The following is a 24,729-nucleotide window of genomic DNA, read 5'->3' as shown; positions in this document are numbered from 1 at the left end:
AGAGGTCCTCCTCGTGAAGCATGGCAAGTGGCCGCTGATCGGCACGTTCCTGGTGCCGCCGGTGCTGCTGTACGTGTTCTTCGTCGTCTCGCCGTACCTTCAGGCGTTCCAGATCTCCACCACCGACTGGCTCGGCTACTCGGCGGAGGCCAACCCGGTCGGGCTGGCCAACTTCAAGACCCTCTGGCACGACGACTACGTGTGGAACGCGCTGAAGAACAACGTGATCCTGCTGGCTCTGGTGCCGGTGCTGACCATCGTGCTCGGGCTCTTCTTCGCCACCATGCTCGCCATGGGCGGGCGTAAGGGCAGTGCCGGCGTGACCGGCGTGCGTGGTGGTGCGCTCTACCGCACTGTCTACTTCTTCCCGCAGGTGCTCTCCGTGGTGATCATCGCGCTGCTCTGGAAGGAGGTGTACCACCCCAACCAGGGGCTGCTCACCAGCGCTCTGCATGGTCTCGGCCTGTCCGCGCCGACCTGGCTCGGCGACCCGGCGACCGCCTTCTGGTGCGTGCTGGCGGTGATGGTGTGGAGCAACGTCGGCTTCTACGTGGTGCTGTTCGGTGCGGCGATGTCAGCCGTACCCAGGGAGATCTACGAGGCGGTGCTGCTCGACGGCGCGTCCCGGTTCACCACCCTGCGCCGGGTCACCCTGCCGCTGCTCTGGGACACCGTCCAGGTCGCCTGGGTCTACCTGGCGATCTTCGCCTTGGACGGGTTCATCCTCGTGCAGCTGATGACCAACGGCGGCCCGAACTTCTCCACCGACGTGATCGGCGTACGGATGTACGACACCGCCTTCGGCAGTGAGACCAAGTTCGGCTACGCCTCGGCGATCGGCGTGGTGATGTTCTTCCTGACCCTCTCGGTGGCGGTGCTGTCGCTGCGCATCGGCCGGCGCGAACGGATCGAGTACGCGTGACCACTGTGGATAAGCCCACCGCCCCCCTGGTTGTCGGCCGCGACCGCCCGGTGCGCCGGGAACTCGGCGTGGCCAACACCCTCTCGCACGGCTTCCTGCTGCTCTGGGGCCTGCTCACCGTCCTGCCGTTGCTGTGGATGTTCATCAGCTCGTTCAAGACCAACGGTGAGATCCTCGCCGACCCGTGGGGGCTGCCCGGCGCGCTGCACCTGGACAACTGGGCGCGGGCCTGGACCAGCGCGCACATCGGCCGGTACTTCCTCAACAGCCTGGTGGTGGTGGCCGGCTCGGTCAGCCTCACCATGCTGATGGGCGCCACCGCCGCGTACGTCTTCGCCCGGTACGAGTTCCGGGGCCGCCAGGTCGTCTACTACCTGTTCGTCGGCGGTCTGATGTTCCCGGTGTTCCTGGCCCTGGTGCCGCTCTTCTTCGTGGTCCGCAACGTCGGGCTGTTCAACACCTGGCTCGGCCTGATCCTGGTGTACGCGGCCTACTCGCTGCCCTTCACGGTGTTCTTCCTGACCGCGTTCTTCCGGACCCTGCCGACGTCGGTGGCGGAGGCCGCGCTGGTCGACGGATGCGGTCACTTCCGGCTGTTCTTCCGGGTGATGCTGCCGATGGCGCGTCCGGGATTGATCAGCGTGGCGATCTTCAACTTCCTCAGCCACTGGAACCAGTTCCTGTTACCGCAGGTGTTGTTGCAGGGCGACGAGTCCAAGTGGATGTTGGCGCAGGGGTTGTTCGCGCTCTCGGTCAGTCAGGGCTACGCCGGTGACTACGCGCGGCTCTTCGCCGGGCTGAGCATCGCGGTGCTACCGGTGCTCGCCGTGTACGTGGCGTTCCAGCGCCAGGTGCAGGCCGGCCTGACCGCCGGGCAGCTCAAGTAGCCAGCACTCGTCGCTGACCGATCCCGATCATCACACTCGCAGCCCGGCGCGGCCACGCCGAGCTGCGGTCGTGGTGGGTCAGGGGGTGGGGAAGAGGCGGGCGTGCAGGGCGGCGGGGTCGGTGACCTCGGCCAGGTCGCGGGCGGCCAGCCAGGCCGCGGCGGCGGCCCCGTCGCCAGCGGTACGGAGCGGGGCGGCCGGCCAGCGCCGGCCGACCTCGGCCCGGACGGCGGTGGCCAGTGGGGTGTCCCCGGTGAGCAGCCCGCCGCCCAGCACGACGGGTGTCACCGCCCCGTCCGGGCGGATCCGGCCCACGCTGTCGACCAGGTGCGCGGCGGCCTCGGCGAGCAGCGCGGTGGCGACCGGGTCGCCGTGGGTGGCGGCGTCGACGGCGAGTGGCGCGAGCCGGGCCAGCTCGATCGGGGGTCGACGGGTCACCGCCTGGATGGTGGCGTCGACGGTGTCCCGGGGGCGGGGCGCGATGTCGGCGCTGCCGAGCAGTTCGGTGAGCACCGTCGTGGCCAGCGTGCCAGGGGCGCGGCCCGCGTCGAGGTCGGCGAGTAGTCGGCGGACCGCTTCCCGACCGAGCCAGAAGCCCGAGCCGGCGTCGCCGAGGAGCCAGCCGTGGCCGTCGGCGATGCGGTCGAGCCGTAGCTCGTGGACCTGCGCGGTGATCGCCCCGGTGCCGGCGATGAGGATGGTCCCGTCGGGTGCGGCGGTGCCGGAGGCGTAGGCGACCAGGGCGTCGCCGTGCACTTCGTACGGGCAGCGCAGGCCGGCGTCGTGCCAGGCCCGGTCGAAGGCGGCCCGGCCGGCCGGGTCGGCGAGCAGCCGGCCGGCGCCGGCGAGCCCGATGGTGCCGGCGGCCACCCGGGTCGGGTCGACGTCGGCGAGCGCTTCGCGCAGGGCGGTCAGCAGTTCGGCCGCGGCGCGTTCGGCGCCGTGACTGGTGGGGTTGCCGCCGCCGGCGCGGCCGGTGCCGACGCGTTGTCCGGTGAGGGTGAGCGCGGCCGCCCGGGTGGACGTACCGCCGACATCGAGACCCACCACGACGGTGTCGGACATCGGCACGATTCTCCTTGCGCGAGGCGGCGATCTGGCTTGTTCATGCTGGTCGGCGGGGTCGTGCGGGGCAAGTTGGGGCGGGGTTCGAGGGCTGTGCGCCAGGTAACAGTTTGAAAACTTCGCCCACGGTCTTGACATAGAGGGTCGTTCAGTAAGAACTTTTACCACTAACAGTTAACAGTCTTTTCGGAAAGCTGAGGCGACTCATGGTTGATCACGAGGTGGACACCGCCGCGGGGACCGCGGTGGTCGACGCCGACGTGATCGACCGGCGCAGCTCAGCCTCCGACGGGGTGTTGGCCCGGGTCCGCAACGGGCTCGGTGAGCTGACCGGCGCGCTGCGCCGGGTCGCCGAGCACGTGCTCAGCGACCCGGAGGCCGCCGCCCGCTCGACAATCGTCGAACTGGCCGAGCGCAGCGGCACCTCACCGGCGACCATCACCCGCTTCTGCCGGGCGATGGGCTTCGAGGGGTACGCCGACCTGCGGCTGGGCATCGCCTCCGAGACCGGCCGGGCACGCTCGGCCGGGTGGACCGTCGACATCGGACGGGAGATCCAGCCCAGCGACCCGCTCGCCCGCGTGCTCGACCAGATCATGGCCGCCGACACCCGGGCCATGCACGACACCGCCACCCTGCTCGACCTCGGCGAGGTGGAACGGGCCGCGGTGGCGATAGCCGGTGCCAGCCGGGTGAACATCTTCGGCGCCAGTGGCAGCGCCCTGGTCGGCGAGGAGATGCAGTTCAGCCTGCACCGCATCGGCGTGGCGGCGTGGGCGTGGAACGACGTGCACGAGGGGTTGGCCAGCGCCGCGTTGCTGCGATCGGGGGACGTGGCGCTGGGCATCTCGCACACCGGGCAGACCCGGGAGACCATCGAGATGCTCGCCGAGGCGGGCAGCCGCGGCGCCACCACGCTCGCGCTCACCGGCTTTCCCCGTTCACCGTTGGCCGAGCTGGCCGACATCGTGCTGCTCACGGCCAGCCAGGCGACCACCTTCCGGCCGGACGCGCTCTCCGCCCGGCACCCCCAGCTGGTGGTGCTCGACCTGCTCTACATCGCCGTCGCCCAACGCACGCACGACCGCGCGCACGCGGCCTTCCGGCGCACCGCGCAGGCCGTCGACGGGCACAAGGCCGCGAAAGGGGTCGTTTCATGATCAGCGCCCAGGGGTACGCGGACGCCGTCCGCCCGGTGCTCGACCGGCTGCTCGACTCGGAGGCCGACGGGATCACCCGGGCCGCCGACCTGATCGCCGACAGCCTGCGCGACGGCGGTGTGCTCCAGGCGTTCGGCGCCGGGCACTCGGAGGCGTTCGCCGCCGAACTGGTTGCCCGGGCCGGCGGGTTGGTCCCCACCAACCGGCTCTCGGTACGGGACCTGGTGATGCACGGTGACGCCCCGCGCGACGTGCTCGCCGACCCGAAGCTGGAACGTGATCCCTCCATCGCCCACCAGATCTACGCGCTCGCGGCGCCCCAACCGCGCGACGTGTTCGTGGTGGCATCCCAGTCCGGCATCAACGGCTCGGTGGTCGAGCTGGCGGCGCTGGTCACCGAGCGCGGTCACCCGTTGATCGCGGTCACCTCGGTCGAGCACACCGCGCGGGTCGCCCCACGGCACCCGTCGGGGCATCGGCTCGCCGACCTCGCCGACGTCGTGCTGGACAACGGCGCGCCGTACGGCGATGCACTGCTGCCGCTCGAGGGCGGCGGCGCGGTCTGTGCGGTCTCCTCGGTCACCACGGCACTGCTGGCGCAGTTGCTGACCGCGGAGGTCGTACGACGGTTCCACCAGGCCGGGGAGGTACCCCCTATCTACCTCTCCGCCAACGTCCCCGGCGGGGACGAGCACAACCTCGCCCTCGAGTCGCGGTACGCCGGGCGTCTCCGGCGTACCGCTTGACCCGACACCACAAGGAGAGTCAAAGATGTCGGATTCCCCCGAGAACATCGGTGACCTGAACCGTCGGACCTTGCTGCAGCGCGCCGCGGCGGCGGGTCTGCTCGCCGTTCCGGCCGCGGGCCTGTTGAGTGCCTGTGCCGGTAGCGAGCCGACCAAGTCCACCGACAGCGGTGCGGCGAAGAGCAAGGACAACCCGTTCGGCGTCAAGGACGGCAGCGCGGTCAAGGTGGTCGTCTTCAACGGCGGCCTCGGCGACCAGTGGGCCAAGGAGGACAAGGTCCTCTTCAACGCCAAGCACCCGAACATCACGGTCAACATGAGCTCCACCCAGAAGATCAAGACCGAAGAACAGCCGAAGATGGCGACCCAGCCGAGCGACCTGGTGATGAACTCGGGCGCGGACATCATGGACCGCAGCACGCTGATCAACGAGGGCGCGATCGAGGCGCTCGACGACCTGCTCACCGCCCCCGCCTGGGACAGCGAGGGCACCGTCGCCGACACCCTGCTGCCCGGCACCGTCACCGACGGCACCCAGAACGGCAAGTTCTACGTGGTGAACGTCGCCTACACCGTCTGGGGCAACTGGTACAACGCGGCCCTGTTCAAGCGTGAGGGCTGGACCGCGCCGACCACCTGGGACGAGTTCTTCGCCCTCGCGCCGAAGATCAAGGCCAAGGGCATGGCGCCGTACGTGCACGACGCCGCGCACGGCTACTACCCGCGCTGGGCGCTCTTCGCCAGCATCTGGAAGGCCGTCGGCAAGCAGCCGATCATCGACATCGACAACCTGAAGGAGAACGCCTGGAAGGCCGACGGCATCGTCGCGGCGCTGGAGCCGTGGGAGAAGCTGGTCAAGGACAAGCTGCTGCTGCCGGGCAAGCTCGACCACACCCAGTCGCAGCAGGCCTGGCTCGACGGTAAGGCGGCGTTCATCCAGGTCGGCACCTGGCTGAAGAACGAGATGTCGGCGACCATCCCGCCGGGCTTCGAGATGACCCTGTCGGACTACTGGAGCAAGCCCGGGGACAAGGCCGCCAAGGACGTCTTCGCCTCCTCCGGCGAGGGCTTCGTGGTGCCGAGCAAGGCCCCGAACAAGGAGGCCGCGAAGGAGTTCCTGCGGGCCATCCTCTCCAAGGCCGGCTCGGCGAAGTTCGCCGAGCTGACCAAGTCGCTGGCCTCCACCAAGGGCTCCGGCGACAACGTGCAGGATTCCGCCCTGGCCTCGGCCAACGCGCTGATGAAGAACGGCAGCGACGACCTGATCTCGGTCAAGTTCCCGGACTTCTACGCCGACCTGGACAAGGAGAGCCAGAACCTGGCCGAGGAGCTGATGGCGGGACGCCTCACCGCACAGCAGTTTGTCGACAAGATGCAGGCGGCCGCGGACAAGGTCGCGAAGGACTCCTCGGTCAAGAAGCAGACCCGTACCGCCTGACAGGCCTGACCAGCTAGAGAAGTGAGTGACCATGCGGCACGGTGTTGCGCGTTTCGTCACGGGTTTCCTGGCCTTGCCGCTTGGGCTGTACCTCTTCTACGTGGTGTGGCCCTTCGTGCAGGCGGCGGGATACTCGTTGACCGACTGGGGTGGTTATTCGGACACCCAGAACTTCGTCGGTCTGGACAACTACGTCCGGCTGCTGTCGGATGAGTTGATCAGGAAGGCTTTCTGGCACAACGTCTTTTTCCTGATCACCGTGCCGCTGTTCACCATCGCGCTGGCCCTGTTCCTCGCGTTCCTGCTCAATGTGGGCGGACGCGAGGACAGGGCCGGCATCCGCGGGGTGTTCGGCTCCGGGATCTACAAGATCATTTTCTTCTTCCCGCAGGTGCTGTCACTGGTGGTCATCGCCGTAATGTGGCAGCAGATCTACCGCAGCGACGGCCAGGGTCTGATCAACGGTCTCATGATCAAGATCGGTCTGGTCGACGCGGACAACCCGATCGCCTTCACCTCCGACCCGGAGCCGTTCCTCGGCGTACCGGCGGTGCTGTGGTGGCTGCTGCTGATCGCGGTCTGGAGCGGCGCGGGCTTCTACATGGTGCTCTTCAGCGCGGCGATGCAGTCCATCCCGAAGGACATCTACGAGGCGGCGCTCCTGGACGGGGCCAGCCGCTTCCACACCTTCTTCCGGATCACGTTGCCCCTGCTGCGGGACACCGTCTCGGTCGCCTGGGTCTACCTGGGCTTCATCGCACTGGACATGTACGCCCTGGTCTTCGTCATGACGCCCAGCCAGGGCGGCCCGAACCACGCCAGTGAGATCTTCGCGTCGGTGCTGAACTTCACCGCGTTCCAGAAGGGCCAGTTCGGTTACGCCTGCGCGATGGGTGTCGCCTTGGCGATCTTCACGATCCTGCTCGCCGCGGCGCAGCTCCGGATCACCCGTCGTGAGCGTATCGAGTACTGAGGAGGCTGGACGATGAGCACAGCGACTCACGATGGTCTGACCCGTCCCGACCAGAGCCCGGACACGCCATCCAAGCGTGGTGCCGGTGGCGGGTCCACCGCGGCCGCGGTGGGCGGCCGGTTCTTCAACGGCTTCTCCCACGTCTTCCTGCTGGTCTGGGCCGTGATGGTGATCTACCCGCTGCTGTGGGTGGTGATGTCGGCGCTGAAGACCGACTCGGAGGTCATCCGCCAACCGCTGTCCCTGATCCCGGCAAAGCTCAACTGGGACAACTTCGCCCGGGCCTGGGGCGCGGGGCACCTCGGGTCGTTCTTCCTCAACACCGTGCTGGTGCTGGCCGGCAGTGTCACCCTCACCATGCTGCTGGGTTCGATGGCCGCGTACGCGTTGGCCCGCTACGAGTTCCGGGGCAACCGGCTGATCTACTACGTGTTCCTCTCCGGCCTGACCCTGCCGGTCTACCTGGCCGCGGTGCCGCTGTTCAAGGGCGTCTACAACACGAGCGTCTACCTCCCGATGCTCGGCCCGAACAAGCACCTCATGCTGATCCTGGTGTACGTCGCCTGGTCGCTGTCGTTCACGGTCTTCTTCATGCACTCGTTCTTCCGCACGCTGCCCAACACCATCGCCGAGGCGGCCATGGTGGACGGCGCATCGCACAGCCGACTCTTCTTCAGCGTCATGCTGCCGATGTCCAAGCCCGGCCTGATCAGCATCGGCATCTTCAACGTGCTGGGCCAGTGGAACCAGTGGTACCTGCCGACCCTGCTCATGCAGTCGGTCGCGGGGGAGGAGAAGAACCAGGTGATCGCCCAGGGCCTGATCGAACTCTCGGTCAACCAGGGCTACAAGTCCGACTGGTCGGGCCTCTTCGCCGGGGTGACCATGGCGATGCTCCCGGTGCTCGTGGTCTACATCATCTTCCAGCGGCAGGTGCAGTCCGGCCTCACCGCGGGCGTCGGCAAGTAACCATCCGTACCGCGAAGGGGCACCTCGGGAAGGGGCACCTCGGGAACGAGGTGCCCCTTCCTCGTGTTTTGACCATCGAGGGGATTCGTGGTGGTCGAGGTCTAGCGGAATGGGGAGGACCCTGTCCATGATCTGAGTTCTCACACAAAGATCATCAATGGGCAGGGTCCTCGATGAGAAGCGTAACGGCTACCGGTGCCGGTGACAGCGAGCTGGGCCGGATCTTGTTGGATGCGTGGCGGCGGGAGTTGTACGAGGGCGTTCTCGCGTCCCGGTCACGGACGTTGTTCTCGCTGGTCGACGAGTTGGCCGCTGATCAGGGCCGGTGTGGTTGCCCGGCGCATCTATCGCTGAGCACGGTCACCGGGCACGCTGCGGCGTACCGGGCGTTACGTGACGGCGAGATCGACACCGGCCGGGCGTTACGGGCGGCGTGCGAGATCGCCACGCGGTCCGGTCTGCCGCGGGTGTATGCCGTTGACACCACCGCGTGGCCGCGGCCGACCGCAGCCACCAGCCCGGACCGGCAGCCGCAGTACACCCCCGGCGGGCCCCGCGGCACGGCGCTGATCAAGACGGGGTGGCGGTATCAGCATGTCGTGCGGCTGTCTCTGACTCCGGACTCGTGGGTCGTGCCGGTGCTGGCCGACCGGATCGCCTCCGACGACGATCTGGTGGAGGTCACCGTGGACCACATCACCCGAGTCTGCGCCCAGGACGGCGCCCGCCCGGCCGATCCGTCACTGTTTCTGCTGGACTCCGGTTATCCCGCGGCCCGGATCACCCATCTGCTGCGCGAGCGCGGGATTCCCGCGGACGTGCTAGTCAGGCTGGCGACTTCGCAGACCATGTGGACCCGGCCCGAACGCCGGGCCGCTCACCCCCTCGGAGGCCGGCCCCGCCGGCACGGGTTCCGCCTCGCTCTGCGCGAGCCCGGCCTACCCCCGGATACCGGTGTCAGCGGCCCGGTCGGTATCTACGGCACCGTCACCGTCCGGGCCTGGCATCAGGTCCATCCCAAACTCACCCGCGCCAGCCGGGGCTTCACCGGCCAGGGCACCCTCCCGATCGTCGAGGGCAGCGTGCTCCTCGCCCGGGTCCAACACCTGCGCCCCAGCCGCCGCGCCGGCGACCTCGCTCTCTGGTACTCCGGCCGCCGCCGCGACCTACTCACCCTGGTCATGACCTACCTGGCCCGCTTCGACATCGAGCACTACTTCCGATATCTCAAGAGCACCGCCCAGGCCCCGGACTTCCACCCCCGCCAGCCCGGCACCCTGACCACCTGGCTACGCCTGCACGCCTACGCCTACCTACACCTGTTCTGCGCCCGCACCCACATCACCCACCACCGACTGCCCTGGGAACCCGCCACCACCACCAGCCCGACCCCCGGCCAGACACGCCGGCAGGTTTCGCCCGCTCTGCGCAACGCCTGGCAACCACCAGGCAACCCGAAACCCGGACACCCCGGACCCGGCCGCCCCGCCGGGAAACGCCGCAAACGCCGAACCCGCTACCCGATCATCCGCAAAAACGCCGTCCACAAGGGCAAATGACAGCCCTCACCCACACCACCACGAACACACCCCCACCACACCGCCAAACCACCCTGCCCACAGAACGGTCAAAACACGAGGAAGGGGCACCTCGGGAACGAGGTGCCCCTTCGTCATCTCGGGTGCTCGTCGACCTGGGTGTGCCAGGAGCGCCACAGGGCGGCGTACGCGCCACCGGCCGCGACCAGCTCGTCGTGGCTGCCGATCTCGGTGATCCGGCCGTCCGCGAGCACGGCGACCCGGTCGGCGTCGTGCGCGGTGTTCAGCCGGTGCGCGATCGCGATGACGGTCCGCCCGACCAGCACGGCGGCCAGCGCGCGTTCGGTCCGTCGGGCGGTGGTCGGATCGAGCGCGGCGGTCGCCTCGTCCAGGATCAACGTGTGCGGGTCGGCGAGCACCAACCGGGCCAGCGCCAACTGCTGGGCCTCGGCCGCGCCGAGCTGACGGGCCCCGTCGCCGAGCTGGGTGTCCAGGTCGTCGGGGAGGTCCGCGAACCACTGGGCGCCCACGGTCAGCAGCGCGGCGCGCATCTGGTCGTCGGAGGCGTCGGGCGCGGCGAACGAGAGGTTGTCGCGTACCGAGCCGATGAAGACGTGGTGTTCCTGGGTGACCAGGGCGATCCGGCGGCGGCGCTCGGCCGGGTCGAGGTCGGTCACCGGGCAGCCGCCGATGCTGACCACACCGTGCCGGGGCGCGTCGATCCCGGCCAGCAGCCGGGCCAGGGTGGACTTCCCGGCGCCGGATGGCCCGACGACGGCCAGCCGCTCACCGGGCTGCACCTCCAGGTCGATGCCGTGCAGCACGTCCGGCCCGTCGTCGGAGTAGGAGAACCGCGCCCCCCGGACCACGAGCCGCTCACCGCGGGACGGCGCGGTCGTGCCGGGCGGCTCCGGTGGGACCAGGCCGACGCCGAGCACCCGGGCGTACGACGCGAAGCCGCGTTGCGCCTGCTCCGTCCAGATCAACAGCCGATCCAGCGGCTCGATCGCCTGTTGCAGGTAGAGCGCGGCGGCGACCACCGCGCCGAGCGACACCATGTCCCGGGCGAACAGGAAGCCCCCGACCAGCAGGACGGTGGCGACCGGCAGCGGGTAGCTGGCCTCGACGACCGAGAAGAACACGGTCCGCAGCGCGAGGGTGGCCCGGCGGGCCTGCCACAGCACGGCGACCCGGGTGGTGCCGTGCCGGACGCGGTCGTCGGTCAGCCGCAGCGCCTCCACCGTGCGGGCGCCCTCGGCGGTGGTGGTCAGCGTCTCGGTCAACTCGGCCGACGCCGCGCCCTCGGCGAGGTACGCGGGGCTGGCCCGGCGCAGGTACCACCGGGTCACCGCCAGGATCGACGGGAGCGAGGCCAGCGCGGCCAGCCCAAGCAGCGGGTGCAGTAGGAAGACCGCCCCGAACAGCAACGTCAACTGCACCGAGGCGATGACGATGGTCGGTACCACCTCCCGGACGGTGGTGCCGACCGTCGCGACGTCGACGGAGCTGCGGGTGGCCAGGTCCCCGGAGCCGGCGCGCTCGACGACCGAGACCGGCAGGCCGAGGGTCCGGGAGACGAACTCCTCGCGCAGCTCGGCGATGGCCCGTTCGCCGAAGCGGTGGCCGGCGTACTGGGCGTACCGCGTGAGCACCGCGCTGGCCGCGACGCAGCCGGTGATGGCCAGCGCCAGCCGGTCCACGGTGGCCACCCCCGCGCCCCCGGTGACCCGATCGACGATGGCGCCCAGCAGCCACGGCGGGGCGAGCCCGGCGACCGCGGCGGCGCAGTGCAGCGCCAGCACCAGCCCGACGGCGCGGCGGTGCCGGCTGATCAGCTCCCGCAGGGCCCGGCGTACGGTGCGGCGGTCGGCCACCGGCAGCCCGGTCACCGGTACACCTCCTCGGTGTCGGCGGGTTTGTCCAGGTCGGGGTCGTCGCTGCCCCGGGCCACCAGGTGGCGGTAGCCCGGGTCGCGGTCGAGCAGGTCGGCGTGGCTGCCGGTGGCCGTGATCCGGTCACCGACCAGGTGCGCGACCAGGTCGGCTCGGCCGAGCAGCAGCGGCGACGTGGCGATCACGACGGTTGTCCGTCCGGCCCGCGCCGCCCGCAGCCGCTCGGCGATGCGTGCCTCGGTGTGCGCGTCGACCGCCGACGTCGGGTCGACGAGGATCAGCACCTCCGGTTCGCTGTGCAGCGCCCGGGCCAGGCGCAGCCGTTGCCGCTGACCGCCGGAGAGGGTGCGGGCGCGGGCGTCGATCGGGGTGTCCAGCCCGGCCGGCAGGGTGTCGACGATGTCCTGCGCCGACGCGGCCCGCAGGGCCACGCCGATCCGCTCGTCGTTGTCGTCGGCCCCGGCACGCAGGATGTCGCGCAGGGTGCCGGCGAAGAGGTACGAGTCGTGGTCGGCGACGAGGACCCGGGCACGGACCTCGTCCAGGGCGACCCCACTCAACGGCACGCCGCCCCAGGTGACGTCGCTGGGGACGTAGCGGCCGAGTCGGTCGGCCAGGGCCACGGCCGCCGCCGGGTCGTCCGCCGCCACCCCGATCAGCTGGCCGGCGGGTACGGTCAGCCCGCTCACCGGGTCGTGCAGGTCGGCCGGGCCGTCGGGCGCGGCCGGCTCACCCGGTCGGCGCGCCTCCGGCACGGTGCCCGGCCAGCGGCGACCCGGGCCGCCGACGTCGTCCGGTGTCACGGTCAGCAGGTCGGCGATCCGCCGCGCGGCGACCCGACCCCGGATGAGCTGGTGACTGCCCTCCAGCAGAAACCAGACCGGCACGATCAGGGTCGCCACGTAGCCGTATACGGCGACCAGTTCGCCGATCGTGACGTCACCGGTCACCGCCATCCGGGCCGTCAGCCACACCACCGCCGCCAGGAACAAGCCGGGGATGGCGATCGTGGCCGCCTCGATCCAGCTGTTGACCGCGCCGACCCGGTAGCCCTCGGCGCGCAGCTGCTGGGACCTGGCCGCGTACCGTCGGGCGAACAGGTCCCGTCCACCCACCCCGGCGAGCACGCGCAGCCCGGCCACGATGTCGCCCGATCGGGCGGTGAGCGCGCCCTGCTGCCCCCGGTAGACCGACTCGGCCCGCTCCAGCCGGCGCAGCAGCGGCCCGACGACCAGCCCGACCACTGGCACCCCCACCAGCACGCAGAGCGCGAGCAGCGGGGAGACCGACCAGAGCACCACGGCGATGACCCCGTACGCCATGACCGCGCCGACGCCCGGCCCGGTCAGCGTCAGCACCTGCGCAGCCCAGTCGATGTCGGAGCCGCCGACGGTGGACACCTCACCCGCGCCGACCCGGCGCGGCAGCACCGCACCGATGCGGGACAGGTGACGCAGCAGGACCTCCGCCGAGCGGGCCTTCGCGTCCTCCCGGATGAAGGTCATCGTGCGGTGCCGCATGATGCCGAGGTAGGACTCCACCACACCCCCGAGGACGATCACCACGACCCAGAAGGCCAGGGCGCGGGTGTCGCGTTCGCGTAGCCCGTCGTCGACCGCGCGGGAGATCAGGTAGGGCCGGGCCGAGAGCCCGACCATCCAGGCCGTGCCGATCAGGCTGCCGCGCAGCACCCGCCCGGGCTGACAGCGGACCAGCCACCACAGGTACCGCATCGGGCCGCGGGTGTCGGGAGTGCCAGGATCGGGATGCGGGATCTGGATAGGCACCCTGGTCACGCTACCGATCGGCCCCGGCGCCGCGCCGACCCGATCATGGTGAGGTGCGCCTCCGTTTCTGTCGTAGGGAAGAGGCAGAATCACGTTCGTGCTGGTGGCGGTGGTGTCCGACGAGCGGGGTGGGGGAGTGTTGTGCCCGCTGGACGCCACCGGCCGGCCGGTCGGCCCGCCCGAGGTCGTCGCCGACCTGGTGGCCGCGGTGGCCGCCCGGGAGGCCGCCGAGCACCCGCGCTGGGTCTGGTCGACCGCGCCGGCGGTCTACCCGCCGCTGCTGCGCGCCGGCGTCCGGGTCGACCGGTGCCACGACGTGGAGTTGACCGAGGCGCTGCTGCTCGGGCACGCGGGTCGCTGGGGTGAGCCGCGCTCGCTGGCCGCCGCCTGGGCCCGGCTGACCGGCGCGGCGGTGCCGCCCGACCCGCCGCCGCGCGCCGCCGCGCCACCCGGGCACGGGCAGGGCGCGCTCTTCGACACCCTGCCCGGTCCGCCGGGGCCGGGCATCGAGGCACTGACCCGGGTGTACGCCGACCAGCTCGCCCGCGTCGGCGCGACCGAGCACCCCGGCCGGTTCCGGTTGCTGGTGGCCGCCGAGTCGGCCGGCGCGCTGATCGCGGTGGAGATGGGCGTCGCCGGGCTGCCCTGGCGTGCCGACGTGCACAACGAGATCCTGCGTGAGCTGCTCGGGGAGGCGTCCCCGGTCGGTGGGCCGCCGCGCCGGCTCGCCGAGTTGGCGGCCCGGATCGGCGACGCGCTGGGCGTCCGCGGTCTGCACACCGACTCCCCGGCGGAGTTGCTGAAGGCGTTCGCCCGGGTCGGGGTGGAGCTGCCCAACACCCGGGCCTGGGTGCTGCGCGGGGTGGACCATCCGGCGGTGCCACTGGTGTTGGAATACAAGGAGCTCTACCGGATCTGGACGGCGCACGGCTGGTCCTGGCTCGATCAGTGGGTGCGCGGTGGCCGGTTCCAACCGGAGTACGTGCCGGGTGGTGTCGTCTCCGGGCGGTGGGCCACCCGGGGTGGTGGCGCGTTGCAGATCCCCAAGGTGATCCGGCGGGCGGTGGTGGCCGATCCGGGGTGGCGGTTGGTGGTCGCCGACGCCGGCCAGTTGGAGCCTCGGGTGTTGGCCGCGGTCTCCGGCGACGCGCGGTTGGCGGCGGCGGGCGGCGCCGGTGACCTCTACGCGGCCCTCGCCCGGGACTCGTTCGGCGGTGACCGGGCCAAGGCCAAGGTGGCGCTGCTCGGTGCGATGTACGGGCAGACCGGCGGGGCCGCGCTGCCCGCGTTGGCGGTGCTCAAGCGCAGCTACCCGACGGCGTTCGGTTACGTCGAGGCGGCCGCGCGTACCGGTGAGACGGGCGGGTTGGTGCGGTCCTGGTTGGGGCGGACGTGCCCGCCGGGCTCGGTCGGTTTCGGTGGTCTCGACGACGAGCCCGCCGACCCGGAGGGGGCGGCCGATCCGCGCGGGCCGCGGGCACGGGCCGCCCGGTCCCGGGGGCGTTTCACCCGCAACTTCGTCATCCAGGCCACCGCCGCGGAGTGGGCCTCCACGCTGTTGGCGACGCTGCGGACGGAGTTGTCCGGCACCGACGCCGAGTTGGTGTTCTTCCAGCACGACGAGGTGGTCGTGCACGCGCCCGCCGAGCAGGCGGACGCGGTGGCGGAGGCGGTCAACCGGTCCGGCGAGCGCGCCTCGGCGCTGCTCTTCGGTGCGACGCCGGTCCGCTTTCCGCTGGATCTGTCCATCGTGGACTGCTACGCCGACGCGGCCTGATCCGTAGGGTTGCGCGGGCGTCGGTTAGCCTGACCGCAGCGTCGCGCAGCCGTCGGAACGGGGAGTGCCATGGTCGCCGTCATCGCCCGTCATCTGGCCGGGATGGCCGTCGCCTGGTTGGTCTTCGTCGCTGAGGCCATCGTGGGCTACCTCGGTCTGCTGGCGTACGCGCTGGTTACCGGGTCCGGGTTGGGGGGCCCGCTGGCCGGGCCGCTGCTCGCGGTGGTCGCCGCCGTGCTCGGCGTGGCTCTGCTCCCGTTGCTCTTCCTGCCGGCTGTGGTCGTCGCCGAGGCCGTGGGTCGGCGGCAGGGGACCGGCAGGGTGGTGCGGCTGGCCGCGCTCGTCGCGGTCGTTCTGGCCGCCGGGTACGCCACCGTCGGGGCGATCGTCACGCGGGTGTCGGCCGGCTACGTGCCCCTGGTCGCGGCGATCGCCGCGCTCCTCGTCCTCGCTCCGGTGATCCTGTACGCGCTGACCGTGCGCGGCCTGGCCCGACGGATCACGCGTCACGACCAGCACCTTCCGTTCCCGCAGGAGATGCCGGTCGTGTAACGGTTGTGCTATTTCTCCTTTTCGCCCCGCCACCCTCGGCTGGCCGTCCTCGTTGCAGTGTCCGTAGGAGGGGACGGATCGGTCACGGTCCGTCCCGTGCTGGAGGGGGCGCAGCTGAACCGGATCGCAGGAATGATCATCGCCGCAGGCGGGGGACGACGGATCGGTGGTCCCGAGGCGCTGCTGCACCAGGGAGGCAAACCCCTGGTCAATCAGATGATCGACACGATGACCGAGGCGGGCTGCGAGCGGATCGTGGTCGTGTTGGGTGCCGCCGCCGAGCAGGTCCAGGAGACCGCTGACCTCGGCAAGGCCACCGTTGTGATCAACAAGGCGTGGGGCACCGGAGTCGGCTCGTCCATCCGGGCCGGCCTGGCCGCCATGGACGACGACGGGATCGAGGCGGTGGTGGTGGTCCCGGTCGACATGCCGGGCCTGACCGCCACGGCGGTCAGGCGGGTGGCCGCGCTGCCGTACCCGGACGTGCTGGTCTGCGCCACCTACGACGGGCTGCGCGGCTACCCGATGCTGTTCGGTCGCCGGCACTGGCCCGGCATCGCCACCCTGGCCAGCGCCGATGTGGGCGCCCGGCCATACCTGTTGGCGCACAAGGACCAGATCGTGGACATCGCCTGCGACTCAGTGGCCGACGGCAGCCGGATCGACACCCCAGAGCTGATGGACCTGTACGGCCTCACCGTCCCGCCCCAACGCGTCGGGGTCTGAGGCGGCCGACGGTCCAGGAGGCGTTGCGTCACGCTTCCTGATGCCTGTGAGTCATCAAGATGACTCACAGGCATCACGCTCGTCAGGACATGGCCGCAGGCTCGCTGCGGGCGTGGCGGGGTACGTCAGTCCTGCGCCGAGTCCAGCTCTCCGGTGGCGGCTAGGCGCTGGTACCAGTGGGCGCTGTCCTTCCAGGTGCGGACCTGGGTGTCGTAGTCGACGCGGATGATGCCGAAGCGACGGTCGTAGCCGTAGCCCCACTCGAAGTTGTCCAGCAACGACCAGACGAAGTAGCCGCGCACGTCCGCGCCCTGCGCGCGGGCGTCGGCCATCGCGCCGATGTGCCGACGCAGGTAGTCGATGCGCCGGTCGTCGTGGATGCGGCCGTCGGCCGACACCACGTCGTCGAACGCCGCACCGTTCTCGGTGATCATCATGGGCTGGTTCGGGTATTCGCGCTGCAGGCGCAGCAGCAGCTCGGTCAGCGCCGGCGGGTCGATGTTCCACCCCATGGCCGTGTACGGGCCGGGCTGCGGCAGGAAGTCGACGTCGTCGGCGGCGACCCACGGGGTGGAGGTCGACGCGCCGTGCCCGTCGGCGTCGGAGCGGGCCGACACCCCGTCCCAGGCCCGGACCAGGGTGCTGGAGTAGTAGTTGACCCCGAGCACGTCCAGCGGCACCGCGATCAGCTTCTCGTCGCCCTCGCGGACGAACGACCAGTCGGTGACGGAGGCGGTGTCGGCCAGCAGGTCGGCCGGGTACGCCCCGTCCAGCATCGGGCCGAGGAACGCCCGGTTGGCAAGGGCGTCGATCCGCCGGACCGCGTCCTGGTCGGCGGCCGAGTCGGAGGCGCCCCGCACGACGTGCAGGTTCAGCGTCACCGACAGTTCGGCGGACGGGGCCAGTTCCCGGACCACCCGGCCGGCCAGGCCGTGCGCGAGGTTGAGGTGGTGTACCGCGGCCAGCGCCGCCGCCGGTTCGGTCCGACCCGGCGCGTGCACCCCGGAGGCGTAGCCCAGGTACGCGGAGCACCACGGCTCGTTGAGCGTCGTCCAGGTGTGCACCCGGTCGCCGAGCGCACCGACGATGCCCGCCGCGTACTCCTGGAAGCGCAACGCGGTCTCCCGCACCGCCCACCCGCCGGCGTCCTCCAACTCCTGCGGCAGGTCCCAGTGGTACATGGTGGCCACCGGGCGGACACCCCGCTCCAGCAGCCCGTCCACCAACCGCGAGTAGAAGTCGATGCCGGCCTGGTTGAACCGGCCCGAGCCGCCCGGCTGCACCCGGGGCCAGGCGATGGAGAACCGGTACGCGCCCAGCCCGAGGTCGGCGATGTGCCCGAGGTCGTCGGCCCACCGGTGGTAGTGGTCGGCGGCCACGTCACCGGTGTCACCGTTGAGGGTCCGACCGGGCGTGTGGCTGTAGGTGTCCCAGATGGACGGCCCGCGGCCGTCCTCGGTCGCCGCGCCCTCGATCTGGTACGCGGCGGTCGCCGAGCCCCAGACGAAGCTCTCCGGGAAGTGGTGTCGCGTCATCGTTCCGTCCCCTGGATCTCGCAGATGTAGCCCGTCGAGGTGCCGGCGACCAGTTCGGCACTGGCCGTGCCACCCTCGTAGCGCACGTCGAACTCGGCGCCCGGCCCGTTGCCGGGTGACGGTACCCGTACCCGGGTCCGCTGCCCCTCGGCCGGTGCGTACACCCGCAGCCGCACGTCGTCGGCCCACTCGTAGTCCGGTCGGTCGGTGCGGGAGCCGAACGGGATGACCGCGCCGGGACGGGCCAGCACCGGCAGGCTGTCGAAGCCGTGCTTCTCGGTCACCCAGGCCGGGCCGGTGACCTGCGCGCCGGTGACCAGGTGCGTCCAGGTGCCGGCGGGTACGTAGTACGTGACGTCGCCGTCGGCGCTGAGCACCGGCGCGACCAGCACGTCCGAGCCGAGCATGTACTGCCGGTCCAGGTGTGCCGTCGCCGGGTCGTCCGGGAACTCCAGGAACATCGGCCGCATCATCGGGGTGCCGTCGCGGTGTGCCTCCTCGGCGGCGGCCGCCAGGTACGGCATCAGGCTCAGCTTGAGGTGCGTGAAGTGCCGCAGCACGTCGACGGCCTCCTCGTCGAACGCCCACGGCACCCGGTAGGAGCCGGAGCCGTGCAGCCGGGAGTGCGAGGAGAGCAGCCCGAAGGCGACCCACCGCTTGAACACCGCCGGGTCGGGAGTGCCCTCGAATCCGCCGATGTCGTGGCTCCAGTAGCCGAAGCCGGACGCCGCCAGGGACAGCCCGCCGCGCAGCGACTCGGCCATCGCGACGAACGTCGACTCGCAGTCGCCGCCCCAGTGCACCGGGAACTGCTGCCCGCCGGTGGTGGCCGAGCGGGCGAAGAGCACCGCCTCGCCCTTGCCGCGCTCGGTCTCCAGCAGCTCGAAGACGGCCTTGTTGTAGAGGTACGAGTAGTAGTTGTGCATCCGCTGCGGGTCCGAGCCGTCGTGCCACACCACGTCGGTCGGGATGCGCTCGCCGAAGTCGGTCTTGAAGCAGTCGACGCCCATGTCCAGCAGCACCTTGAGCTTGCCGGTGAACCACGCGACCGCGTCCGGGTTGGTGAAGTCGACAAGCGCCATGCCGGCCTGCCACTTGTCCCACTGCCAGACCGAGCCGTCGGGGTTGCGCACCAGGTAGCCGGCCGCGCGGCCCTCCTCGAAGAGGTACGAGCGCTGCGCGATGTACGGGTTGATCCAGACACACACCTTCAGGTCGCGCTCGTGCAGCCGGCGCAGCATCCCCTCGGGGTCGGGGAAGGTCGCCGGGTCCCAGACGAAGTCGACCCAGTGGAACTGACGCATCCAGAAGCAGTCGAAGTGGAACACCGACAGGGGCAGTCCCCGCTCGGCCATCCCGTCGACGAACTCGGTCACGGTCTTCTCGTCGTACGAGGTGGTGAACGACGTGGAGAGCCAGAGGCCGTACGACCAGGCGGGGATCCGGGCCGGACGGCCGGTGAGCGCGGTGTACCGGCGCAGCACGTCCTTCGGGTGGGGCCCGTCGATGACGTAGTAGGTGAGCGACTGGCCTTCGACGCTGAACTGGGTCTGCGTGACGACCTCGGAGCCCACCTCGAACGACACGTGCTCCGGGTGGTCGACGAAGACCCCGTAGCCGGCGCTGCTGAGGTAGAACGGCACGTTCTTGTACGCCTGCTCGCTGGCGGTGCCGCCGTCGGCGTTCCAGATGTCGACGGTCTGCCCGTTCTTGACGAACGGGCCGAAGCGCTCGCCCAGCCCGTACACCGTCTCTCCGACACCGAGGGCGAGCCGTTCGTGCACATGGTGGCGGCCCTCGGCGTCGGTGACGACGCCGATGCTGCGCGCGGTGGACGCGGTGACCAGCCGGTCGCCGTGCAGGAACTCGACCTTCCAGCCGTCGATGAGCGCGACCCGCGCGGTCAACTCGCCGGTGGTCAGCGTGGCGCTGAGCCCGCTGACGTCGACGGTGACCGGGTGCGTGTCGTCGGTGTCCAGCGCGAAGTGCGGCTCGCGGGGCAGCCCTCCGGTGTGGTGGGCGATGGTCACCCCGATGACGCCGGGGGCGGGGGAGAAGAACCGGACGGTGACCAGGGGCCGGTTGAGGGTGTCGCCGCGTCCGGTGATCTGACCGGTCGGTGCGAAGACGGTGAAGCCGCGCTTGTCCGGCTCGACCGACTCCACGGTGCCAGGGCGCAGGACGCTGACGCCGGGGCGCAGCTGCCAGTACCCGTCGGTGAACTTCACTTCTCGGCTCCTGCCGTGATGCCGCGCGCGAGAGTGCGCTGGAAGATGAGGAAGAAGAGGATGGCCGGCACCAGGCTGATCAGCGCGCCGGCGTTGGTGGTCGGAGCGTCCATCAGCCGGTCGCCCTGCAACGACGCGAGCGCGACCGGAATGGTCTGCGTCTGGTTGTCGATCAGCATGACCAGCGGGATGAGGAACTCGTTCCACGTCCAGATGAAGAAGAAGATGAGCAGCACCGCGAGGGTGGGCCGCAGGTTGGGGAAGACCACCCGCCACAGCACCGTCCACTTGCCGGCGCCGTCGAGCGAGGCGGCCTCCAGCAGCGAGCGCGGGAACGTGCTCATCACCGAGGCGAGCAGGTAGGTGCCGAACGCGCTCTGGATCACGGTGAAGATGATGATCACCGAGAGTTGGGTGTTGTAGAGGCCGACCTGCTTCGCCACGTAGTACAGCGGGTAGATCAGCGCCTCCTGCGGCAGCATGTTGGCCAGCAGGAAGAGACCGACGATCCACAGCCGGCCACGGACCCGGCCGATGCCCAGGGCGTACGCGTTGAGCAGTGAGACGGCGACGCCGAGCACGGCCACGGAACCGGCGATGAGCGCCGAGTTCCAGAACTTGAGCGGGAAGTTCACCTCGGTCCAGTACGTGCGCAGACCCTTGGTGTAGAACTCCGTCGGCCAGCTCAGCGGGCCGCCCGAGGAGTAGTCGCCGGGCGACTTGAACGCGTTGAGCAGCATGAACGCGAATGGCACCAGCATGACCAGCGCGCCGAGGGTGACCAGGGCGAGCACCACCCAGCGGCTGACGCCGCGGTGCTGCCGGTCGCGTACGGGCCGGGCCGGTGTCACCGGTGCGGTGCTCGGTGTGAGCGTGACGGCCATGTCAGAACCCCCGGTCCCGGCGCTCGCTGCGGGCCTGCATCCAGATGAAGATCCCGGCCACCACCACGATGATCAGTGTCAGCACCATGGAGATCGCGGAGCCGTAGCCGACCTGCAGCTTCTTGAAGAACGTGTAGTAGGCGAAGTAGGACGGCACGTTGGTGGCGTTGTCCGGGCCGCCGCGGGTCAGGGCGAAGATCGGCCCGAACACCTTCAACGCGGCGATGGTGCAGGTCAGGGCCACCACGAAGGTCTCCGGCCGGATCTGCGGAAGGGTGATCGCCCGGAACCGGTGCAGCCAGTTCGCGCCGTCGACCTCGGCGGCCTCGTACAGCTCGGGGTCGACCCGCTGCAACGCCGCCATGAAGACGACCACCGGGTAGCCGATCTGCACCCAGATCATCACGCCCATCACGGCCGGCAGGGCGGTGCCCGGGTCGCCGAGCCAGTCGTGGCGGAGCGCGCCGAGACCGACCGCGTCGAGGAGGCTGTTGAACGCGCCGTCGGGGCGGAGGATCCAGCCCCAGACGATGCCGGCCACCACGACGGGCAGCACCTGCGGGAGGTAGAACGCGGCCCGCAGCGCGGCGGCGGTGCGCGGCTTGAACCGGCGGCCGATGACGTCGAAGAGCACCGCGGCGAGCAGCAGCCCGAGCACGGTGGGCACCACCACCATCGCGACGAGCATCCAGATGGTGTTGCGGAACGACGCCCAGAACACGTCGTCGTGCAGCAGGTGCTGGTAGTTGTCCAGGCCGACCCACCGGGGGTCGCCGATGCCGGACCACTTGGTCAGCGACAGGTAGAGGGTGCCGACCAGCGGCGCGCCGATGACCAGGAGAAAGAGCACCGCTCCGGGGAGCAGGTAGAGCCAGTACGCCGCGGTGCGGCCGCGGCGTCGGCGGCTGGGCGCGGGCGGGGTGGGGGTCGCGGCCGGCGGTGTGGCGGCGACCGTGTCGGAGACTGCCATGGAAGATCCTTCCCGACGGGGCGGGCGGGCGCGCCGGTCGTACCGGTCGCGCCCGCCGCTCGCCGTGTCACTTGCCGGTGATCTCCTTGACGCCATCGGCGTACGGCTTGGCGATCGTGTCGAGGACCTGGTCGGGCGACTTCGAGCCGTTGATCAGGCCCTGGAAGCCGGAGACCAGCACGTCGTAGTAGCCGGGGACCGGCCAGTCCGGGTAGAAGGCGAGGCCGTCGGACTTGCTGACCGTGTTGAAGTCCTCGATCAGCTTGCGGTCCTTCGGGTCGGTGATCTTCGACGCGTCGGCGGCGACCGGAACACCGCCGTTGTTGCCGATCAGGTCCTGGATCTCCGGACGCAGGGTGATGTCGATGAAGTCGTACGCCAGGCTCTTGGCCTTGCTGTTCTCCGGGACCACCCAGAGGTTGCCGGAGGACCCGGCCTGCAGGGTGTTGCCGGGGAAGAGGAAGGTGTCCCAGTTGGCCTTCATCTCGGTCTTGAACCGGCCGTACCACCAGCTACCCGAGACGATCATCGGAACCTTGCCGCCGATGAAGGCGGTGCCCATGTCCTCGGCCTTGAGGCTGGCCGAGTTCTTGGCGACGTAGCCCTTCTGGACCCACTGGGCGAAGGTGTCCGCGCCGTACTTGAGCGGGTCGGCCTTGAAGTCGACCGGGTTCTTGTAGAGCTGGTAGTTGTCGACGAACTGCCGGTCCGCCTTGGAGAGGGCGAGCTGGTAGAAGAGCTGCCCGGCGGGGTACTCGGCACCGGCCATGCCCAGCGGGGTGATGCCCTTGCCGACGAAGGTGTCCATCGCGGCGGTCATCTCGGCCATGGTGGTCGGGACCTTGACGCCGTTGCTCTGGAAAAGGTCCTTGTTGTAGTAGACGGTGACGTACTCGCCGTAGTTCGGCACACCGAACCAGTTGCCGGAGCCCATCACGCCCTTGTCGCTGTACCGGGCGGTGGTCTGCAGGCTGGGGCTGAGCTTGTCGGCCCAGCCGCGCTTGTCGGCCTCGTCGCTCAGGTCGGCCAGCAGGCCCTGGGAGGAGAGCAGCCCGGCGGTGGCGTTGCCCTTGTTGTACTCCATGATGTCCGGGCCCTCGGACGAGTTGATGATCATGCCAGCGTTCTGCTGGATCTGCTCGAACGCCTTGCGTTCGAAGCGCACCTCGACACCCGGGTGCTCAGACTTGAAGATCTCGATGGCCTTGTTCCAGCCGACCCCCATGGCACTGGTCTCGCTCTCGTAGTGCCAGAGCTTCAGAACCTTGGCGTCGCTGTCGTCCCCGTTGTCACCACCGCCGCAAGCGGCCACGGTGGTCGTCGCGGTCGCGGCCAGGGCGATCGCGGCGACGAGCCGGCGGAATCGCTGCATTACTATCCTCCTCGTTGAGTACTAGCCGGTACTTCACAGGGCCCGTCGTCGCGTTGCAGCGCGATGGCGGGCCGTTTTCGCTGGTCAGCCGCCGTCTTTCGACGGTGGACCAGCGGTAGCCAGGGTGAGCCGCCGTGGTGCGGCGGTCGACCCCCGAACCTCCAACGTGCACGGCAGCAGTTGCTGGTGACGAAGGTCCGCGGGACCGTCCAGGTGGCGCGTCAGCGCTTCGATGGCGATCCGGCCGAGCGCCGAGCCGGGCGACGTCATCGCGGTCAGCGCCGGGGTGGCCAGCTCGGCGACCTGCGGCGAGGTGACCATCGAGACGACGGAGACGTCGTCGGGCACCGCCAACCCGCGGCCGGTCAACTCGCCGAGGATGCCGAAGATCGCCGTCTCGTTCATGGCCAACACCGCGGTCAGGTCCGGCGCCTTGGCGAACGCGGCGGCCAGGGCGGCCCGCCCGCCGGCGGCGCTGTCCTCGGCGGCGATCATCAACGGCTCCAGACCGTGCCCGGTCATCGCCGCGGTGAAGGCGTCGCGGGTCCGCAGCGCCGGCCCGTAACCGCTGGCCAAGGTGGCGGCCGAGTGGTTGACGTAGACGATCCGCCGGTGGCCGAGTGCGACCAGGTGCGCGACGGCCTCGTGGACGGTCTGGTCGAAGTCGATGTCGACGTAGGAGAGCGCGCTGGTGTCGCCGGTGCGCCCGATCAGCACCAGCGGCACCCCCGCCTCCTGGAGCACGGTGACCCGCTCGTCGTCCAGCTGAACCTCCATCAGCACGACCCCGTCGAGCATCCGCTGGCTGGCCAGGCGGCGCAGGTCGTCGAGGTTGCCCCCGCCGACCGGCGAGAGCACCAGGTGGTAGCCGGCGACGCTGGCCGCCGCGGCGGCGCCGGTGACGAACGCGGTCTCGGTGGCGCCGAGGCCGCGCTCGTCCATCGGCATCAGCAGGCCGAGGATCCGGCTGCGGCGACTGGCCAGCCCCCGGGCCATCGCGTTGGGCTGGTAGTCGAGCTGCGCCATCGCGGCCAGCACCTTGTTGCGGGTGGCCTGCGAGATCGGCCGGGTGCCGGTGAGCACGTACGAGACGGTGCTGACCGAGACCTGCGCGAGGCGGGCGACGTCGTGCATGGTGGCCACCGCGCACCTCCTCCGGCCTGGGGTGGGACCACTTCCGTTACTCCGTCGAAGCGTTTCGACGAAGCGGTTCGACAGGACGCTAGGCCACCTGTTACGGCGACGTCAATAGCAGATGTCGAAAAGAAATTCAGCCGTTCCGCGGCACCCCTGCATCCGGTCGCGGGG

The 24,729-nt window shown here is 70.3% G+C and carries 20 protein-coding genes; 11 read left to right on the top strand and 9 right to left on the bottom strand.

Going from position 1 to position 24,729, the window contains the following annotated elements; translation table 11 throughout:
- Nucleotides 1-13 precede the first annotated feature (13 nt).
- The gene (locus EV382_RS15200) at nt 14-922 is read left to right on the top strand and encodes a carbohydrate ABC transporter permease (RefSeq protein ID WP_130402522.1); all 909 of its coding nucleotides are present in this window, start codon (nt 14-16) and stop codon (nt 920-922) included.
- On the top strand, nt 919-1,809 hold the full coding sequence (locus EV382_RS15195) for a carbohydrate ABC transporter permease (protein ID WP_244236705.1): 891 nt from the start codon (nt 919-921) through the stop codon (nt 1,807-1,809). The genes EV382_RS15200 and EV382_RS15195 overlap by 4 nt, the downstream gene beginning before the upstream one ends.
- A gap of 78 nt (nt 1,810-1,887) precedes the next feature.
- On the opposite strand, the gene EV382_RS15190 is transcribed toward EV382_RS15195, so the two are convergent.
- Nucleotides 1,888-2,874, bottom strand: a complete 987-nt coding sequence (locus EV382_RS15190; RefSeq protein ID WP_130402520.1) for an N-acetylglucosamine kinase — start codon at nt 2,872-2,874, stop codon at nt 1,888-1,890.
- A gap of 206 nt (nt 2,875-3,080) precedes the next feature.
- Here EV382_RS15190 and EV382_RS15185 point away from each other — a divergent pair, with 206 nt between their 5' ends.
- From EV382_RS15185 to EV382_RS33490, 6 genes are all read left to right on the top strand, one after another.
- Complete coding sequence (locus EV382_RS15185; protein WP_130402518.1) at nt 3,081-4,034, top strand: MurR/RpiR family transcriptional regulator; 954 nt, start codon at nt 3,081-3,083, stop codon at nt 4,032-4,034.
- On the top strand, nt 4,031-4,780 hold the full coding sequence (locus tag EV382_RS15180; RefSeq protein WP_091403970.1) for a sugar isomerase domain-containing protein: 750 nt from the start codon (nt 4,031-4,033) through the stop codon (nt 4,778-4,780). The genes EV382_RS15185 and EV382_RS15180 overlap by 4 nt, the downstream gene beginning before the upstream one ends.
- Before the next feature lie 25 nt (nt 4,781-4,805).
- Nucleotides 4,806-6,218 (top strand): N-acetylglucosamine/diacetylchitobiose ABC transporter substrate-binding protein, encoded by a 1,413-nt coding sequence (ngcE, locus tag EV382_RS15175; RefSeq protein WP_130402516.1) that lies wholly within the window; start codon nt 4,806-4,808, stop codon nt 6,216-6,218.
- Nucleotides 6,219-6,249: 31 nt separating this feature from the next.
- Nucleotides 6,250-7,191: a carbohydrate ABC transporter permease gene (locus EV382_RS15170; protein WP_130402514.1), complete on the top strand. Its 942-nt coding sequence runs from the start codon at nt 6,250-6,252 to the stop codon at nt 7,189-7,191.
- Between the two features lie 165 nt (nt 7,192-7,356).
- Complete coding sequence (locus EV382_RS15165) at nt 7,357-8,160, top strand: carbohydrate ABC transporter permease (protein ID WP_341870186.1); 804 nt, start codon at nt 7,357-7,359, stop codon at nt 8,158-8,160.
- 173 nt (nt 8,161-8,333) lie between these two features.
- Nucleotides 8,334-9,719 (top strand): transposase, encoded by a 1,386-nt coding sequence (locus tag EV382_RS33490; protein WP_244236484.1) that lies wholly within the window; start codon nt 8,334-8,336, stop codon nt 9,717-9,719.
- 113 nt (nt 9,720-9,832) lie between these two features.
- Here EV382_RS33490 and EV382_RS15155 read toward each other — a convergent pair whose 3' ends face one another.
- Together EV382_RS15155 and EV382_RS15150 are read right to left on the bottom strand one after the other, a co-directional pair.
- A complete protein-coding gene (locus tag EV382_RS15155; protein ID WP_130402510.1) occupies nt 9,833-11,587 on the bottom strand; it encodes an ABC transporter ATP-binding protein in 1,755 nt (584 codons plus the stop codon).
- Nucleotides 11,584-13,323 (bottom strand): ABC transporter transmembrane domain-containing protein, encoded by a 1,740-nt coding sequence (locus EV382_RS15150; protein WP_244236954.1) that lies wholly within the window; start codon nt 13,321-13,323, stop codon nt 11,584-11,586. The genes EV382_RS15155 and EV382_RS15150 overlap by 4 nt, the downstream gene beginning before the upstream one ends.
- A 151-nt stretch (nt 13,324-13,474) precedes the next feature.
- On the opposite strand from EV382_RS15150, the gene EV382_RS15145 reads away from it, so the two are divergent.
- The 3 genes from EV382_RS15145 to EV382_RS15135 all read left to right on the top strand — a co-directional run bounded on the left by EV382_RS15145 (nt 13,475) and on the right by EV382_RS15135 (nt 16,432).
- Nucleotides 13,475-15,154 (top strand): bifunctional 3'-5' exonuclease/DNA polymerase, encoded by a 1,680-nt coding sequence (locus tag EV382_RS15145; RefSeq protein ID WP_208758424.1) that lies wholly within the window; start codon nt 13,475-13,477, stop codon nt 15,152-15,154.
- Between the two features lie 69 nt (nt 15,155-15,223).
- A complete protein-coding gene (locus EV382_RS15140; protein WP_130402508.1) occupies nt 15,224-15,706 on the top strand; it encodes a hypothetical protein in 483 nt (160 codons plus the stop codon).
- Nucleotides 15,707-15,838: 132 nt separating this feature from the next.
- Entirely contained in the window at nt 15,839-16,432 is a 594-nt protein-coding gene (locus tag EV382_RS15135; RefSeq protein ID WP_130408837.1) for a nucleotidyltransferase family protein, read from the top strand.
- 125 nt (nt 16,433-16,557) lie between these two features.
- Here EV382_RS15135 and EV382_RS15130 read toward each other — a convergent pair whose 3' ends face one another.
- From EV382_RS15130 to EV382_RS15105, 6 genes are all read right to left on the bottom strand, one after another.
- A complete protein-coding gene (locus EV382_RS15130) occupies nt 16,558-17,967 on the bottom strand; it encodes a GH1 family beta-glucosidase (protein ID WP_130402506.1) in 1,410 nt (469 codons plus the stop codon).
- Complete coding sequence (gene yicI, locus EV382_RS15125) at nt 17,964-20,195, bottom strand: alpha-xylosidase (protein WP_130402504.1); 2,232 nt, start codon at nt 20,193-20,195, stop codon at nt 17,964-17,966. Before yicI ends, EV382_RS15130 begins: the two co-directional genes overlap by 4 nt.
- The gene (locus EV382_RS15120) at nt 20,192-21,079 is read right to left on the bottom strand and encodes a carbohydrate ABC transporter permease (protein WP_130402502.1); all 888 of its coding nucleotides are present in this window, start codon (nt 21,077-21,079) and stop codon (nt 20,192-20,194) included. Before EV382_RS15120 ends, yicI begins: the two co-directional genes overlap by 4 nt.
- Before the next feature lies 1 nt (nt 21,080).
- Nucleotides 21,081-22,049: a carbohydrate ABC transporter permease gene (locus EV382_RS15115; RefSeq protein ID WP_130402500.1), complete on the bottom strand. Its 969-nt coding sequence runs from the start codon at nt 22,047-22,049 to the stop codon at nt 21,081-21,083.
- Nucleotides 22,050-22,116: 67 nt separating this feature from the next.
- On the bottom strand, nt 22,117-23,421 hold the full coding sequence (locus EV382_RS15110; RefSeq protein ID WP_130402498.1) for an ABC transporter substrate-binding protein: 1,305 nt from the start codon (nt 23,419-23,421) through the stop codon (nt 22,117-22,119).
- An 84-nt stretch (nt 23,422-23,505) separates the two neighbouring features.
- Nucleotides 23,506-24,555 (bottom strand): LacI family DNA-binding transcriptional regulator, encoded by a 1,050-nt coding sequence (locus EV382_RS15105; protein ID WP_244236952.1) that lies wholly within the window; start codon nt 24,553-24,555, stop codon nt 23,506-23,508.
- Nucleotides 24,556-24,729: the final 174 nt, after the last annotated feature.

Origin of the sequence: Micromonospora violae, from assembly GCF_004217135.1 — a bacterium.
Classification (GTDB): Bacteria; Actinomycetota; Actinomycetes; order Mycobacteriales; family Micromonosporaceae; genus Micromonospora; species Micromonospora violae.
The sequence above is the reverse complement of the archived record's forward strand: the minus strand, read 5'-3'. Positions and strand labels throughout refer to the sequence as shown.